The organism is Streptomyces sp. NPDC047000 (assembly GCF_040644295.1).
GTDB lineage: Bacteria > Actinomycetota > Actinomycetes > Streptomycetales > Streptomycetaceae > Streptomyces.
In genome coordinates this window covers 103,939-118,699 of the sequence record NZ_JBEYWE010000015.1, presented here as the reverse complement: position 1 = coordinate 118,699, position 14,761 = coordinate 103,939, and the positions used below count along the sequence as shown (strand labels likewise).

Below are 14,761 nucleotides of genomic sequence, written 5' to 3'. Positions count from 1 at the left end.
ACCGCAGGGTAGGGGGACGTTCCGGGCAGATGCCGCCGGGCTTCCGGACCGGTTCCCGTTCGAGTGGGAGCAACCCGTAGAGTGACGCGAACGTGCGGGGAAACGGAACCGGTCGAACAGCTGAGTCCGGGATGGCGTTCCGTCCGTACGGGTATGCGTCTGCCCGGGACGACACGGTCGTGCCGGGCCGGGCATCTGGACGACGGGGCCCGATCACGTACGAACGACGGCCCGCGCACGAGGAAACGGGGGGTGCATGAGCACGGAGGCGCGGCGCGCCCCCTCCCGGGGGGACGGTTCCGCTCCGCGGGGGACGGCGGGGGGCGACCTGAGCGGTTCCGGGACGGACGGGGGCGGCGCGGAGCGGTCCGGTGCGAACGGCGACACGGGTCCGGGTACGGCGCCGAACGGCGACGGGGGGCCCGCGCGGGCCGGCGGTACGGCGAACGGCGGGACCCGGCCGGGTCCCGGAGCGCCGCTGGGGCGCCGGTTCGACCCGTGGGTCCGGCGGGCGCCGGGCGGCGGTACGGCGGACACCCCGGCCGGGGCGGACGGCACGCCGGACGACGGCAGCCGGCCCCGGAACGGTTCGCGGGCGCGGCACCGGGCGGGCCCGGGATCCCCTGCCGGGGATCCGGCGGATCCGGCTCCCGGGACCCCGCAGGGGACAGCGGCCTTCGGCACGAGCGGCCACGGCGGTTTCGGTACGGGGCCCGGCGGGGCCGGCCCCGCGGCGGTGAACGGGGCCGGGCGTTCCGGCCCGGGCCGGGCGGCGGGACCCGACGGGAGCGGCGCCCCGGACGCCGGTACGGCCGGTACCGGCCCGGCCCGGCCGGGGAACGGCCCGGACACCGGTCCGGCCGTCCCGGTGCCAGGTTCCGGTCGCGGCACCGCCGGTGCCGACCACCGTCCGGGGACGGCCGGCCCGTCGGCGGCCACCGCCCCCGCACGGACTTCGCCCGTCCCTCCCCGCTTCCCCGGCCTGAGGCCCTTCGCCCCGGAGGTCGCCGGACCCCCGTCGCCGCCCCCGCCCCCGGCCTCCGCCCGCTTCCCGGACGCACCGCCGTCGGCCGGCCGCGCCCCGGCCGCCGACGGCCCCGCCGACACGCCGCCCCGGCCGGCCCACCTGCCCGGCGCGCCGGCAGGCCGTACCGACACGCCCTCGGAGCTGCCGCCGGAGATCACCGCCCGGCTGCGCCGGATCCGCGCCGCGTCGGGGACCCCGTCGGATGAGCAGCCCCGCCCCGGTGCGGACCAGGCCCCGGCGGGAGACCGCCCGGGCACGGCGCCGCCGGCTCCCGCGGACGGCCGGGACGTCTCCGGCCCGGCCGGTTCCCGGCCGCCGACGGCGCCCGCCCCGACCGCTCCGTCCGGTCCCGCGGTCCCGTCACGCCCCACCGGTGTCCCGACGACTCCCGGCCCGGCGGCGGGCAGCGCTCCGCCGCCCGTCCCGTCCCGGCCGCCGCTCCGGCCCGGCACCACCGCGTCCGGAAACACTCCAGCCCCTTCGCGCACAGCCGGCCCGGCGAACGGTGCTCCGGCGGGCGGTGCTCCGGCGTCGTCGCGTCCTCCCGTCCCCGGCACACCTCCGTCCACCGTGCCGGGGAGGCGGGGCGACACCGCTCCGGCCGCCCGCCAGGGCGACGGGAACCAGGCCGTGCCACCCGCCGTGCCGGGCGGCACCGGTGGGTCCGGCAGCGGCCCGGTGCCGCCGCGGGCTCCCGGCCCGGCCCCCTCCGGTGCCGCTCCGGCGAGCGGTGTCCCGGCGTCCCCGTCCGCTCCCGCCCCCGGGCGGGTCCCGCGGTCCGCGCCGGAGCGGCCGCTCACGCCGGGCCGGGCCCCGGACGCGACCGCCGGCGGCACCCGGGTGCCGCCGCGCCCCCCGGGACGGCCGCCCGCCGCGCCGGCCCCGGCCGACGGCACCTCCGGACCCCGCTTCGCCCCGGCCCCCGCCGCGGGCGGCGTCGCCCCCGACCCCGCGCTCTCCTGGAGCGCCGCCCAGCCACCCGTCGTACCCCCCGCGGTCGTGCGGCCGTTCGTGTCGTTCGGGCTGCCCGAGGGGTACGACGGCCGGGGGCGGCCCAAGCCGATAGGGGAGCGGATGCGCAGCCGTACCGTCGCTGCCGCCGCCTGCGTCGTCCTCGGGTTCGGGCTGATCGGCGGTGCGGTGACCGGGAGCTGGCTCACCGGGGACTCCGGGGCCGCCCAGCACCGTGACACCTTCACCGCCGCCGCCGACCTCTGGCACAGCGCCCCCGTCGACCGGCTGTTCCCGCCCACCCTCCAGGGCACCGGTGCCGGACCCGGCGGCGCCGACCGCACCTGGACCCGGATCGCCGTCGCCCCGGACAGCGGCTGCGCGAACGCCTTCGACCCCTTGTTGTACCGGGCCCTCGCCCCCGCCGGCTGCCGGCGGCTGCTGCGGGCCACCTACACCGACGCGACCCAGAGCTTCGTCACCACCGTCGGCCTCATGTTCACCAAGGCCGACGCCGCCGCGATGAACACACTCGCCGGACGCTTCAAGAACGAGGGCCTCGGCCGCCGTACCGACCTCATGCCCCGCCCGTACGCCGCGAAGGGCACCGCCGCCGAACACTTCGGCGACCGGCAGCGTGCCTCCTGGACCGTCTCCGTGCTCACCGACGCACCCGTCGTCGTCTACGCCGTCTCCGGCTGGGCCGACGGCCGCAGCGCCGGCACCCCCGAACCGGCCGCCGAGGCCGCCGGATCCGGCGCGACCACGGCTCCGGCGCAGGCGGGCCTCGGGAACGAGGCACAGGGCATAGCCGACCGTGTCGAGCGCGGTCTGCGCAAGACCGTGACATCGCCGGCGCCGACGTCCGGCGCGGGCGCGGAGGACGCCTCATGAGCCGCGGTCACCCCCTCCGCACGGCCGCCGTGAGTCTCGGGCTCGCCGCCGGCCTGACGTTCCTGCCCGCCGCCACCGCGTACGCCGACGGCATCCGCGCCCAGCAGTGGGGGCTCACCGCCCTGCACACCGGCCAGGTGTGGCAGACCACCAAGGGCAAGGGCGTCACCGTGGCCGTCCTCGACACCGGCGTCGAGGCCGACCACCCCGACCTCGAGGGGAACGTCCTGCCCGGCAAGGACATGATCGGCTTCGGCGCCCGGGAGGGCGACCGGGCCTGGGCCCGGCACGGCACCGCCATGGCCGGGATCATCGCCGGGCACGGACACGGGCCCGGCGACGCCGAAGGGGTCATGGGTGTCGCCCCGGAGGCGAAGATCCTGCCCGTCCGGGTGATCCTCGAGGACGGCGACTCCGCCCGCACCCGCGCCCGCACCACCCGCGGCAACGCCCTCGCCGAGGGCATCCGCTGGGCCGCCGACCACGGTGCCGACGTCATCAACCTCTCCCTGGGCGACGACTCGGCCTCCGCCCACCCCGAGCCCACCGAGGACGAGGCCGTCCAGTACGCCCTCAAGAAGGGGGTCGTGGTCGTGGCCTCCGCGGGCAACGGAGGCGAGAAGGGCGACCACGTCTCCTACCCCGCCGCCTACCCCGGCGTGATAGCCGCCACCGCCGTCGACCGCTACGGCACCCGCGCCGCCTTCTCCACCCGCCGCTGGTACGCCACGGTCAGCGCGCCCGGTGTCGACATCGTCATCGCCGACCCCGACCACAAGTACTACGAAGGCTGGGGCACCAGCGCCGCCTCCGCCTTCGTCTCCGGAGCCGCCGCGCTGGTCAGGGCCGCCCACCCCGGTCTGACCCCGGCCCAGGTCAAGAAGCTCCTGGAGGACACCGCCCGGGACGCCCCCGTCAACGGCCGTGACGACTCCCGCGGTTTCGGTTTCATCGACCCCGCCGCCGCCCTCGAGGCCGCCGGACGCCTGAAGCCGGACGGCCTGCACACCGCCGCCTACGGCAAGCGGTACTTCGGCTCCGGCCCCGATCCCGAACCGGCCGGTGACGACGCCGTCGGCTGGGCCGGCCTCGTCGCGGGCGGTCTCGGCGCGGCGCTGCTCGCCGGAGCGGTGGTGATGTGGCGGGGCCGCGACCGTGCCGACGACACGGCCGGCGGACGCTGAACTCCCCGGTGGCTCGGGCTAGTTCCCCGACCGCGCGGACGTTCCCGACCCGGACGCGGACCCGGACGCGGACGGTGACGCGGAGGCGGACGCCGGGGCCGTCGCCGACGAACCGTCACCCGTGAACACCGTCACCGCCGCCTTCGCCGCGGCCTCCACCAGCGAGATGCCCTCCGCCTGCGTGGTGCTTCCGTCGGACAGCACGGCCACCAGATAACCGGTGCCGCCGACCGTCACCCGGCCGATGCTGTTGACGTCCCACAGACCCGTCGTGCTGCGGGCCAGCCAGCCGTTCTTCAGCGCCCACGCCGAACCGTCCGCCGCGGCCGAGACCCCCCACCGCTGGTCGGTCTCCACGTTCTTCATCAGCCCCTGCAGATACGCCCGGGACGCCGCACTCAGCCTCGAGCCGCCCCCGTCCCCGAACACCTGCCCGAGCAGCACCAGTTGATCGGCCACCGTGGTCTGCGTCAGCCCCCACAGCGCACCGTCGCCGCCCTGGGTGTCCGTCAGCCCGAAGCGCTTGTTCGCGGCGTCGAGACCGTCCGCCGTGCCGATGGCCCGCCACAGCGCCGAGGCCGAGTCGTTGTCGCTGTTCTCGATCATCGCCGTGGCGTACGCCTTCTCGGCCGACGTCAACTGCCGCCCCGCGTCCTGCGCCTGGAGCAGCAGCGCGGCCAGGATGTCGACCTTGACGATGCTCGCGGTGTCGAACGCCGCCGTGCCGTACGCCGCGCTGTCCCCGGAGTCCAGGTCCAGCACCGCCGCCGACACCCGCTGGTCGCCGGTCAGCGTCACCCCGTCCAGCGCGTCCGACAGCAACGCGTCGTGGTCCACGGCCGGCCGGGACACTGCCTCCACGGATGCCTCCCCGTTCCCCGGCGCCGAGGCCGACGGCGCCGGGGAAGAGACTACGGCGCCGGAGCCGGGGTGCGCCCGCTCCTTCACGTACACCGTCCCCGCCGCCGTGGCGCCGACGACGGCCACCGAGGCGAGCGCGACGTAGAGGACCGGGCGGCGCCGGGACGGCGGACGGGCGCGGCGGCCGCGCCCACGGGCTCTGGAGGACATGCCGGCGATGCTGGACGCGACGGCTGTGCGCACCGTTGGACGGACGTGAGAGGCGTGTCAGGGATCTCTGAGAAAGCCGTGAGCGAGGTGACCACCGTGGGCGGGGGCCGGACGAGGCCGGGGCCGGACGAAGTCGGGGGCGCCGCCCGGATAGGCTCGGTGACCGTGGCGAAGACGAACATCCCCGACCCCGGCTACTCCGACGACGACGGCTCCGCCGACCCCCGGCTCGGCGCGGCCCTCGCCGCGTGGGCCGAGGACCGCACCGCGCTGGAACCCGTCCTGGCCGCCCTCAAGGGCACCCGGCTGCTCGTTCCGGTCGTCGCCGTGCTCGGCGAGGCCGAGGAGGACGAGCGGGGGCTGCGCCGGGAGAAGACCAGCGAGATGGCCGTACCCACCCTGAAGGCCGGTGGCCGCACGGCGCTGCCCGCGTTCACCTCCACGGACTCGCTGGCCCGCTGGGACCCGGGGGCCCGCCCCGTCGCCGTACCCCTGCACCAGGCGCTGCGCGCGGCCGCGCACGAGCGGGCGGACACCGTGGTGCTCGACCTGGCCGGTCCGGTGCCCTTCGAACTGACCGGGCCGGTGCTGCTGGCGCTCGCGGAGGGCCGTACGACCACGGACCCGCTCGCCGACCCGGCGGTCACCGGCGCCGTACGCGCCGCCGTGGCCGCCGAGCCCGCCGTGCTGCGCGCGCACCTCGGCCCGGGCCGGGCGGACGGCACCCTCGCGCTGGTCCTCGACCCGGCCGCCGAGCCCGCCGTGGCCGTCCGCGCGGTCGCCGCCCGGATGGCCGCCGACGAGACGCTGCGGGCCCGCCTGGTGCGCGGCCTGGACCTGGCGGTCCTGCCGGCCGGGGCGGCCGCGCCGCCGGGCGAGCCGGTGTTCGTCCGCGCGTAGGAGGCGGTGGACGGGGAACGGAACGGCCGGACCGGGCCGCGTCAGACGTACAGCGGGCCCGTGTACTTCTCGCCCGGGCCCTTGCCCGGCTCGTCCGGGACCATCGACGCCTCGCGGAACGCCAGTTGGAGCGACTTCAGACCGTCGCGCAGCGGGGCCGCGTGGAAGGAGCTGATCTCCGTCGCGCTGGCGTCCAGCAGACCGGCCAGCGCGGTCACCAGTTTGCGGGCCTCGTCCAGGTCCTTGTACTTGTCGCCCTCCTCGGACAGTCCGAGCTTCACGGCGGCGGCGCTCATCAGATTGACGGCGACCGTTACGATCACCTCGACCGCGGGGACCTCGGCGATGTCACGGGCCAGGGCGTCGAAGTCGGGGTCCTCGACGGGGTTGCCCGCCGTGGCACCGGCCGGGGTGCCGGCGGCGGTGCCGAGGGAGGCCTCGGACGGGGCATCGGGCGTGACCCCGGCGGGGGTGGTCTCAGGAGGGGTGTCACTCATGCCCCACACCCTAGGGGCAGCCCCGCGGGCCCCCGCACCGAGGCCCGGTCCGCCCGGTCCCCGGGGCGGCGCCCGGGCCCGTACATCCCCCGTTCGCTCTTGTGCGGGGTTGCTGCTAACCTTGTGTGACGACCGGCCGGACGCGTATGACACATGTCGCGCTCGGCCCACAAGTGGAGGCTCCGAACTCCCACCCGACCGCCCTCCGGGACGGCGGGTCATCCGGTCAGACGGCTGCCGTCGTTCCTGTGGACGGTGGGGCCGTCCGATAGTGCGCCCCGCGATCCCCGCGGCGGTGTTCCGGTAGTGCTTGGAGCCCCGCCTGTGATCGTCCGGGGCATTTTTGTTGCTTCGGCGCGGTTAGGTCTGTCTGAAACAGACGATACGCGGCAGTCCGCCAGACCGCCGCGTGGTGCTACCGAGGAGGATCCATCAGCGCCGAGCCCCGCATCAACGACCGGATTCGCGTTCCCGAGGTTCGACTTGTCGGTCCCAGTGGCGAGCAGGTCGGCATCGTGCCGCTCGCGAAGGCACTGGAGCTTGCCCAGGAGTACGACCTCGACCTCGTCGAAGTCGCGGCGAACGCCCGTCCGCCCGTGTGCAAGCTCATGGACTACGGGAAGTTCAAGTACGAGTCGGCCATGAAGGCCCGTGAGGCGCGCAAGAACCAGGCGCACACGGTCATCAAGGAGATGAAGCTCCGGCCGAAGATCGACCCGCACGACTATGACACCAAGAAGGGTCACGTCGTCCGGTTCCTCAAGCAGGGCGACAAGGTCAAGATCACGATCATGTTCCGTGGTCGCGAGCAGTCCCGGCCCGAGCTGGGCTACCGGCTGCTGCAGCGGCTCGCGGAGGACGTCCAGGACCTCGGTTTCGTGGAGTCGAACCCGAAGCAGGACGGCCGCAACATGATCATGGTCCTCGGTCCGCACAAGAAGAAGACCGAGGCGATGGCCGAGGCCCGCCAGGCGCAGGAAGCCCGGAAGGCCGAAGCGAAGGCCCACCCCGGCCGCTCGCAGAACGCCGCCGACGCCGACGACGCCGGGATCGACGTGCACGACGAGAGCGGTGTGGACGCCGAGGCCCCGGCCGAGGCTTCTGCCGACGCGTGACCCCGGAGGACTCCGGTCCTCAGGACGTAACCGAAACAAGAGCGACGTTCCACCGTGCCCGGTTTCACGACCGGGCACCGGAACGCCACCGACGAGGAGAGAACGGCGCTATGCCGAAGAACAAGTCGCACAGCGGTGCCAGCAAGCGCTTCAAGGTCACCGGCTCCGGCAAGGTGCTCCGTGAGCGCGCCGGCAAGCGCCACCTGCTCGAGCACAAGTCGTCCCGCCTGACACGTCGCCTCACCGGCAACGCCGAGATGGCTCCGGCCGACGCCAAGAAGATCAAGAAGCTTCTCGGCAAGTGACCATGCGGCGCCGATCGCACTGATCACCTGGCGCCGTACGTCTGGACCGGGACCCATTCGATTCCGGGCCGCGTGAGTCCCACCGCGGCCCCGCTACAAGGAGTTAACAAGTGGCACGCGTCAAGCGGGCAGTCAACGCCCACAAGAAGCGCCGGGCGATCCTCGAGCAGGCCTCCGGCTACCGCGGTCAGCGTTCGCGCCTGTACCGCAAGGCCAAGGAGCAGGTCACCCACTCGCTGGTCTACAACTACAACGACCGCAAGAAGCGCAAGGGCGACTTCCGTCAGCTGTGGATCCAGCGCATCAACGCCGCTGCCCGCGCCAACGGCATCACGTACAACCGCTTCATCCAGGGCCTGAAGGCCGCCAACGTCGAGGTCGACCGCAAGATCCTCGCGGAGCTGGCCGTCAACGACGCGAGCGCCTTCGCCGCGCTCGTCGAGGTCGCCCAGAAGGCCCTGCCGGCGGACGTGAACGCGCCCAAGGCCGCGTGACGCTGCGCCGGCTCTAGGCCGCCGACGTGACCGCAGGACCCGCAGGCTTTCACGGCTTGCGGGTCCTGTCGTTGCCGTCGGCGGTTCGGCCGTGACCGGCTGCGGGTGCGCCGGCGGGCGCTTGTGCGGCTGCGGGTGCGTCGGGGCTGGTCGCGCAGTTCCCCGCGCCCCTGGGGAGTTGCGGTCCCGCGGCCTGGAACGTGCCGCGTGCTCGCGGGCCCGGAGCGTGTTGCGTGCTCGCGGGTCGGAAGGCGCCGCGATGTTGGATTCCCGAAGGTGAGGAAGATGCCCCCCGTCAGCCATGAGCCGATCTCCCCGCGGTCCCCCCGGGTCGCCGCCGCCCGGCGGCTCGCCCGGCGGAACTTCCGGGGGAAGGACCGGCTGTTCCTCGCGGAGGGGCCGCAGGCCGTACGGGAGGCCGCCGCGCACCGCAGCGGCGGACGGCCGGTGCTGGTCGAGCTGTTCGCCACCGCCGACGCCGCCGAGCGGTACGCCGACATCGTCGCCGCCGCGCGTGAGGCGGACGCCCGGGTGCACCTCGCCGCCGAGGAGACCGTCGCCGACATCTCCACCACCGTGACCCCGCAGGGGCTCGTCGGGGTGTGCCGTTTCATCGACACGCCCTTCGACGAGGTGCTCGCGGCCCGGCCCCGGCTGGTCGCCGTCCTCGCGCACGTCCGTGACCCGGGCAACGCCGGAACGGTGCTGCGCTGCGCGGACGCCGCGGGTGCCGACGCCGTCGTCCTCACCGACGCCTCCGTCGACCTCTACAACCCCAAGGCCGTGCGCGCCTCGGTCGGCTCGCTGTTCCATCTGCCCGTCGCCGTCGGCGTACCCGTGGAGCGGGCCGTGGCCGGGCTGCGGGAGGCCGGGGTGCGGGTCCTCGCCGCCGACGGCGCGGGCGACCGCGACCTCGACGCGGAACTCGACAAGGGCACCATGGGCGGCCCCACCGCCTGGGTGTTCGGCAACGAGGCATGGGGCCTGCCGACGGAGACCCGCGCCCTCACGGACGCCGTCGTACGCGTCCCGATCCACGGGAAGGCCGAGAGTCTGAACCTCGCGACCGCCGCCGCCGTATGTCTCTACGCGTCGGCCCGTGCACAGCGCGCCCCCGGAGGGTGCCGCTCCGTCACCGAGAACTAGTAGGGTGACCTGCCCGGGACCCTCGTAGGAAGGGCTGGGTACGGGGATGGGTGTGGGCACGAGCAGCACGTCGGGAGCACGGGACGTGCCGCGCCCGCCGCTGCCCCAGCAGTCCGGCACCACCCCGGCCGTCCCCTCGCAGGCCCCCGACCCGGCACCGTCCGCGTCCGGCGCGGCCCCTGCCGGTCCGAGGGGTGGGGACGGGAGTGTCGTCATCGGGCCCGGGGCGGGTGTCGGGGTCGGTGCCGATGATCTGCCCGACGGACTGGTCGTCGCCGACGAGGACGGGCGGGTGATCTGCTTCAACACCGCCGCCGCGCGCATCACCGCGCAGTCCGCGCGGGAGGCCCTCGGACAGCGGCTGGAGAAGGCACTGCCGCTGGAGGACCTGGAGGGCCGCCGCTGGTGGCAGCTCACCGATCCCTACGGCGGCCTCGCCATCCGGGTCCGGCAGCCCGAGCGCAACCTGCTGCTGCCCGGCGGCCGTGAGGTCCTCGTCTCCGCCCGCTACGTCAGGACCGCCCCCACCGGACCGGTGCACCGCGTCGTCGTCCAGCTCCGGGACACCGAGGCCCGCCGCCGCACCGAACGCAGCCACGCCGAGCTGATCGCCACCGTCGCCCACGAACTGCGCTCCCCGCTGACCTCCGTCAAGGGGTTCACCGCGACCCTGCTCGCCAAGTGGGAACGGTTCACCGACGACCAGAAGCGGCTGATGCTGGAGACCGTCGACGCCGACGCCAACCGGGTCACCCGGCTCATCGCCGAACTGCTCGACATATCGCGCATAGACTCCGGACGGCTGGAGGTGCGCCGCCAGCTCGTCGACATGGGCGCCGCCGTCGGACGGCACATCCAGGCGTACGTCGCCGCCGGACAGCCCGCCGACCGTTTCCTGCTGCGCATCGAGCAGCCGCTCCCGGCCCTGTGGGCCGACCCCGACAAGATCGACCAGGTGCTGAGCAATCTCCTGGAAAACGCCGTGCGCCACGGCGAGGGAACCGTCACCATTGACGTCACGCCTGCGGCGTCCCCCCGCGAGGGAGAGGACACCGGCACGTCGGTCACCGTGAGCGACGAGGGCGCCGGCATCCCGGAGGAGTCCATGAACCGCGTCTTCACCCGCTTCTGGCGGGGCAGCAAGCGCGGCGGCACGGGCCTCGGGCTCTACATCGTCAAGGGCATCGTCGAGGCCCACGGCGGAGTGATCACGGTCGGCCGCGCCCCCGCCGGCGGCGCCGAGTTCCGATTTACGTTGCCCGTGGCGACCCCGGCCCACCTGGGCTGAGCGGACCCACGGGCGCGATCGCACACCTCCGCCCCGTTAGACTCGGCCTTTGGCACCTTTGTGTCCCGAGGACGACAGACCCACGAGCCGGTCACGGGGACCTTCAGCCAGCCAATCGGAAGCACGGGAAGAGATGTCGGCACCGAATAAGTCGTACGACCCTGTCGAGGTCGAGGCGTTGAAACCGGAAGAGATCGAGCGCATGCGGGACGAGGCGCTCGCCGCCTTCGCCGCCGCGGACTCCCTCGACGCGCTCCAGGAGGCCAAGGTCGCCCACACCGGCGGCGCCTCGCCGCTGGCCCTCGCCAACCGCGAGATCGGCGCCCTGCCCCCGCACGCCAAGGCGGACGCGGGCAAGCGCGTCGGCCAGGCCCGCGGCGCCGTCAACAAGGCCCTCGCCGCCCGGCAGGCGGAGCTGGAGGCCGAGCGTGACGCGCGCGTCCTGGTCGAGGAGGCCGTGGACGTCACGCTGCCGTACGACCGCGTACCGGCAGGCGCCCGCCACCCGCTCACCACCCTGTCCGAGCGCATCGAGGACGTCTTCGTGGCCATGGGCTACGAGGTCGCCGAGGGCCCGCAGGTCGAGGCGGAGTGGTTCAACTTCGACGCCCTCAACATCGGCCCCGACCACCCGGCGCGCGGCGAGGCGGACACCTTCTTCGTCGAGGGCCCGGACGGCACCGCCGACTCCGGCGTCGTCCTGCGCACCCACACCTCGCCGGTGCAGATCCGCTCCCTGCTGGACCGCGACCTGCCGGTCTACGTCATCTGTCCCGGCCGCGTGTACCGCACCGACGAGCTGGACGCCACGCACACCCCGGTCTTCCACCAGGTCGAACTGCTCGCCGTGGACGAGGGCCTGACCATGGCCGACCTCAAGGGCACCCTCGACCACATGGTCCAGTCGCTGTTCGGCGAGGGCATGAAGACCCGGCTGCGGCCCAACTTCTTCCCGTTCACCGAGCCGTCCGCCGAGATGGACATGGTGTGCTACGTCTGCCGCGGCGAGTCCGTCGGCAACCCCGACCGCCCCTGCCGCACCTGCTCCTCCGAGGGCTGGATCGAGCTCGGCGGCTGCGGCATGGTCAACCCCCGGGTGCTGACCGCGTGCGGCGTCGACCCGGAGAAGTACAGCGGCTTCGCCTTCGGGTTCGGCATCGAGCGGATGCTGATGTTCCGCCACAACGTCGAGGACATGCGAGACATGGTCGAGGGTGACGTCCGCTTCACCCGGCCGTTCGGAATGGAGATCTGATGCGCGTCCCGCTTTCCTGGCTGCGGGAGTACGTCGACCTGCCGGCGACGGAGACCGGACGCGACGTACAGGCCAGGCTGATCTCCGCCGGCCTGGAGGTCGAGACCGTCGAGCAGCTCGGCGCCGACCTCAAGGGCCCCCTCGTGGTGGGCCGGGTGCTCACCATCGAGGAACTGGAGGGCTTCAAGAAGCCGATCCGCTTCTGCACCGTCGACGTCGGCACCGCCAACGGCACCGGCGCGCCGCAGGAGATCGTCTGCGGCGCCCGCAACTTCGCCGTCGGCGACAAGGTCGTCGTCGTGCTCCCGGGCGCCGTGCTGCCCGGCGGCTTCGCGATCGCCGCGCGCAAGACGTACGGCAAGACCTCCCACGGCATGATCTGCTCCAGCGACGAGCTGGGCATGGGCGACGACGGCACGCACGGCATCATCGTGCTGCCGCCGGAGACCGAGGTCGGCAGGGACGCCGTCGAGCTGCTGGAACTGGTCGACGAGGTCCTCGACATCGCCGTCACCGCCAACCGCGGCGACTGCCTGTCCCTCCGCGGCGTCGCCCGTGAGACCGCCATCGCCTACGGCCTGCCGCTGAGCGACCCCGCCCTGATCGACGTACCCGCGCCGAACGCCTTCGGCCACCCCGTCGAGGTCTCCGAGCCGCTCGGCTGCGACCGCTTCACCGCCCGCACCGTCACCGGCCTCGACCCCGAGGCGCGCTCCCCGATCTGGCTCCGGCGGCGCCTGCAGAAGGTCGGCATGCGCCCGATCTCGCTCGCCGTCGACGTCACCAACTACGTGATGACGGAGCTCGGCCAGCCGCTGCACGCCTACGACCGCAAGCTGGTCCAGGGCACCATCGGCGTGCGCCGCGCGGCCGAGGGCGAGAAGCTCGTCACCCTCGACGGCACCGAGCGCAAGCTGCACGCCGAGGACCTCGTCATCACCGACGACCGGGGTCCCATCGGCCTCGCCGGGGTGATGGGCGGCGCGAACACCGAGATCGCCGATCACGAGAACCTGGAGAACGCGACCACCGAGGTCGTCATCGAGGCCGCGCACTTCGACGCCGTGTCGATTGCGCGTACCGCCCGCCGGCACAAGCTGTCCTCCGAGGCGTCCCGCCGCTTCGAGCGCGGCGTCGACCCGCAGGCCGCCTCCGCCGCCGCCCAGCGCACCGTCGACCTGCTCGTCCTCCTCGCCGGCGGCACCGCCGACGCGGGCGTCACCGAGATCGTCACGCCGTCCGCGCCGCACGTCGTCAAGGCCCCCGCGGACCACCCGGACAAGGTCGCGGGCGTCACCTACGGCCGCGAGACCGTCGTACGGCGCCTCCAGGAGATCGGCTGCGACGTGTACGGGCAGGACGAGCTGACCGTCACCGTGCCGTCCTGGCGGCCCGACCTCGCCGAGCCCAACGACCTGGCCGAAGAGGTCATCCGCCTGGAGGGCTACGAGAACCTGCCCGCCACGCTGCCCAAGCCCCCCTCGGGCCGTGGCCTGACGCACCGCCAGCGGCTGCACCGCCGTGTCGGCCGTGCGCTGGCCGGAGCGGGCTACGTCGAGGCACCGACCAACCCGTTCCTGGGCGAGCAGGTCTTCGACCAGCTCGGTCTGGAGGCCGACGACCCGGCCCGCCGCGTCGTCAGGCTGGTCAACCCGCTCAGCGACGAGGAACCCGCACTGCGGACCACCCTGCTGCCGGGCCTGCTCGGCGCGCTGCGCCGCAACGACGGCCGCGGCACCCACGACCTGGCGCTCTTCGAGACCGGTCTGGTGTTCAAGCCGCGCGAGGAGCGCACGGCCGCGGCGAACCTGCCCGTCGACCGGCGCCCCACCGACGAGGAACTCGCCGCGCTGAACGCCGCGCTGCCCGACCAGCCGCGCCATGTCGCCGTCGTCCTCGCGGGCGCCCGCGAGCAGGCCGGCTGGTGGGGCACGGGCCGCCCGGGCGACTGGGCCGACGCCGTCGAGGCGGCACGCACCGTCGCCCGCGAGGCCGGGGCCGACCTCGTCGTCCGGGGGGGCCGGTACGGCCCCTGGCACCCGGGCCGCTGCGCCGAACTGGCCGTCACCGGCGGCGACGGCGAGCGGATCGTGGGCCACGCGGGCGAGCTGCACCCGCGCGTCCTGAAGACGCTGGGCCTGCCCGCGCGCACCTGCGCGATGGAGCTGGACCTGGACGCCCTGGAGGAGGCCGCGGACGGCCTCCCGCAGGCCCCGGGCATCTCCTCCTTCCCGATGGCCACCCAGGACGTCGCCCTGGTCGTCGACGACGCCGTGCCGCACGCGGACGTCGAGGCCGCGCTGCGCGAGGGCGCCGGTGAACTGCTCGAGTCCATCCGCCTGTTCGACGTCTACACCAACGCCGGACAGCTCGGCGGCGGCAAGAAGTCGCTGGCCTACGCGCTGCGCTTCCGCGCCGGAGACCGGACGCTGACGGTCGACGAGGCGACGGCGGCCCGCGACACCGCGGTCGCCCTCGCCGCCGAGCGCACGGGAGCCGTGCTGCGCGGCGCGTGATCCCGTCCGGCCCGGGAGAGGGCCGGTCCGGAGACCCCGCAGGGGCCCGGGCCGGCCCTCTCCGCCTGCCGCGCGCATAAATGCACCTGAGGGAGCGCCCGACACCGCACCTGACCAG

12 protein-coding genes are annotated in these 14,761 nt (G+C 74.5%); 10 read left to right on the top strand and 2 right to left on the bottom strand.

Annotated features, from left to right (window positions below; translation table 11 throughout):
• Positions 1-1,657: 1,657 nt before the first annotated feature.
• Both ABZ862_RS23390 and mycP read left to right on the top strand, forming a co-directional pair.
• Positions 1,658-2,872 (top strand): hypothetical protein, encoded by a 1,215-nt coding sequence (locus ABZ862_RS23390; protein ID WP_360961034.1) that lies wholly within the window; start codon positions 1,658-1,660, stop codon positions 2,870-2,872.
• Positions 2,869-4,056 (top strand): type VII secretion-associated serine protease mycosin, encoded by a 1,188-nt coding sequence (gene mycP / locus ABZ862_RS23385; protein ID WP_360961033.1) that lies wholly within the window; start codon positions 2,869-2,871, stop codon positions 4,054-4,056. Before ABZ862_RS23390 ends, mycP begins: the two co-directional genes overlap by 4 nt.
• 18 nt (positions 4,057-4,074) lie before the next feature.
• Here mycP and ABZ862_RS23380 read toward each other — a convergent pair whose 3' ends face one another.
• Positions 4,075-5,127, bottom strand: a complete 1,053-nt coding sequence (locus tag ABZ862_RS23380; protein WP_360961031.1) for a serine hydrolase — start codon at positions 5,125-5,127, stop codon at positions 4,075-4,077.
• Between the two features lie 165 nt (positions 5,128-5,292).
• Between ABZ862_RS23380 and ABZ862_RS23375 the strand changes: the two genes are divergently transcribed.
• A complete protein-coding gene (locus ABZ862_RS23375; protein WP_360961029.1) occupies positions 5,293-6,027 on the top strand; it encodes an SseB family protein in 735 nt (244 codons plus the stop codon).
• A 41-nt stretch (positions 6,028-6,068) separates the two neighbouring features.
• On the opposite strand, the gene ABZ862_RS23370 is transcribed toward ABZ862_RS23375, so the two are convergent.
• On the bottom strand, positions 6,069-6,386 hold the full coding sequence (locus ABZ862_RS23370) for a DUF1844 domain-containing protein (RefSeq protein ID WP_360961181.1): 318 nt from the start codon (positions 6,384-6,386) through the stop codon (positions 6,069-6,071).
• Between the two features lie 569 nt (positions 6,387-6,955).
• Between ABZ862_RS23370 and infC the strand changes: the two genes are divergently transcribed.
• From infC to pheT, 7 genes are all read left to right on the top strand, one after another.
• The gene (gene infC, locus ABZ862_RS23365; protein WP_360961178.1) at positions 6,956-7,639 is read left to right on the top strand and encodes a translation initiation factor IF-3; all 684 of its coding nucleotides are present in this window, start codon (positions 6,956-6,958) and stop codon (positions 7,637-7,639) included.
• 110 nt (positions 7,640-7,749) lie between these two features.
• A complete protein-coding gene (gene rpmI, locus ABZ862_RS23360) occupies positions 7,750-7,944 on the top strand; it encodes a 50S ribosomal protein L35 (RefSeq protein WP_055470308.1) in 195 nt (64 codons plus the stop codon).
• A gap of 110 nt (positions 7,945-8,054) precedes the next feature.
• On the top strand, positions 8,055-8,438 hold the full coding sequence (rplT, locus tag ABZ862_RS23355; RefSeq protein ID WP_067134332.1) for a 50S ribosomal protein L20: 384 nt from the start codon (positions 8,055-8,057) through the stop codon (positions 8,436-8,438).
• A gap of 285 nt (positions 8,439-8,723) precedes the next feature.
• Positions 8,724-9,584, top strand: coding sequence for an RNA methyltransferase (locus ABZ862_RS23350; protein WP_360961027.1), 861 nt, complete (start codon positions 8,724-8,726; stop codon positions 9,582-9,584).
• A 214-nt stretch (positions 9,585-9,798) separates the two neighbouring features.
• Positions 9,799-10,872 (top strand): ATP-binding protein, encoded by a 1,074-nt coding sequence (locus ABZ862_RS23345; protein ID WP_360961175.1) that lies wholly within the window; start codon positions 9,799-9,801, stop codon positions 10,870-10,872.
• A gap of 133 nt (positions 10,873-11,005) precedes the next feature.
• Entirely contained in the window at positions 11,006-12,127 is a 1,122-nt protein-coding gene (pheS, locus tag ABZ862_RS23340; RefSeq protein ID WP_360961025.1) for a phenylalanine--tRNA ligase subunit alpha, read from the top strand.
• On the top strand, positions 12,127-14,643 hold the full coding sequence (gene pheT / locus ABZ862_RS23335) for a phenylalanine--tRNA ligase subunit beta (protein WP_360961023.1): 2,517 nt from the start codon (positions 12,127-12,129) through the stop codon (positions 14,641-14,643). Before pheS ends, pheT begins: the two co-directional genes overlap by 1 nt.
• Positions 14,644-14,761: the final 118 nt, after the last annotated feature.

Excerpts from the sequence above, each read along its gene's own strand:
- mycP (WP_360961033.1), top strand. The coding sequence starts at position 2,869 with ATGAGCCGCGGTCACCCCCTCCGCACGGCCGCCGTGAGTCTCGGGCTC.
- ABZ862_RS23380 (WP_360961031.1), bottom strand. The coding sequence starts at position 5,127 with ATGTCCTCCAGAGCCCGTGGGCGCGGCCGCCGCGCCCGTCCGCCGTCC.
- rpmI (WP_055470308.1), top strand. The coding sequence starts at position 7,750 with ATGCCGAAGAACAAGTCGCACAGCGGTGCCAGCAAGCGCTTCAAGGTC.
- ABZ862_RS23350 (WP_360961027.1), top strand. The coding sequence starts at position 8,724 with ATGCCCCCCGTCAGCCATGAGCCGATCTCCCCGCGGTCCCCCCGGGTC.
- pheS (WP_360961025.1), top strand. The coding sequence starts at position 11,006 with ATGTCGGCACCGAATAAGTCGTACGACCCTGTCGAGGTCGAGGCGTTG.
- pheT (WP_360961023.1), top strand. The coding sequence starts at position 12,127 with ATGCGCGTCCCGCTTTCCTGGCTGCGGGAGTACGTCGACCTGCCGGCG.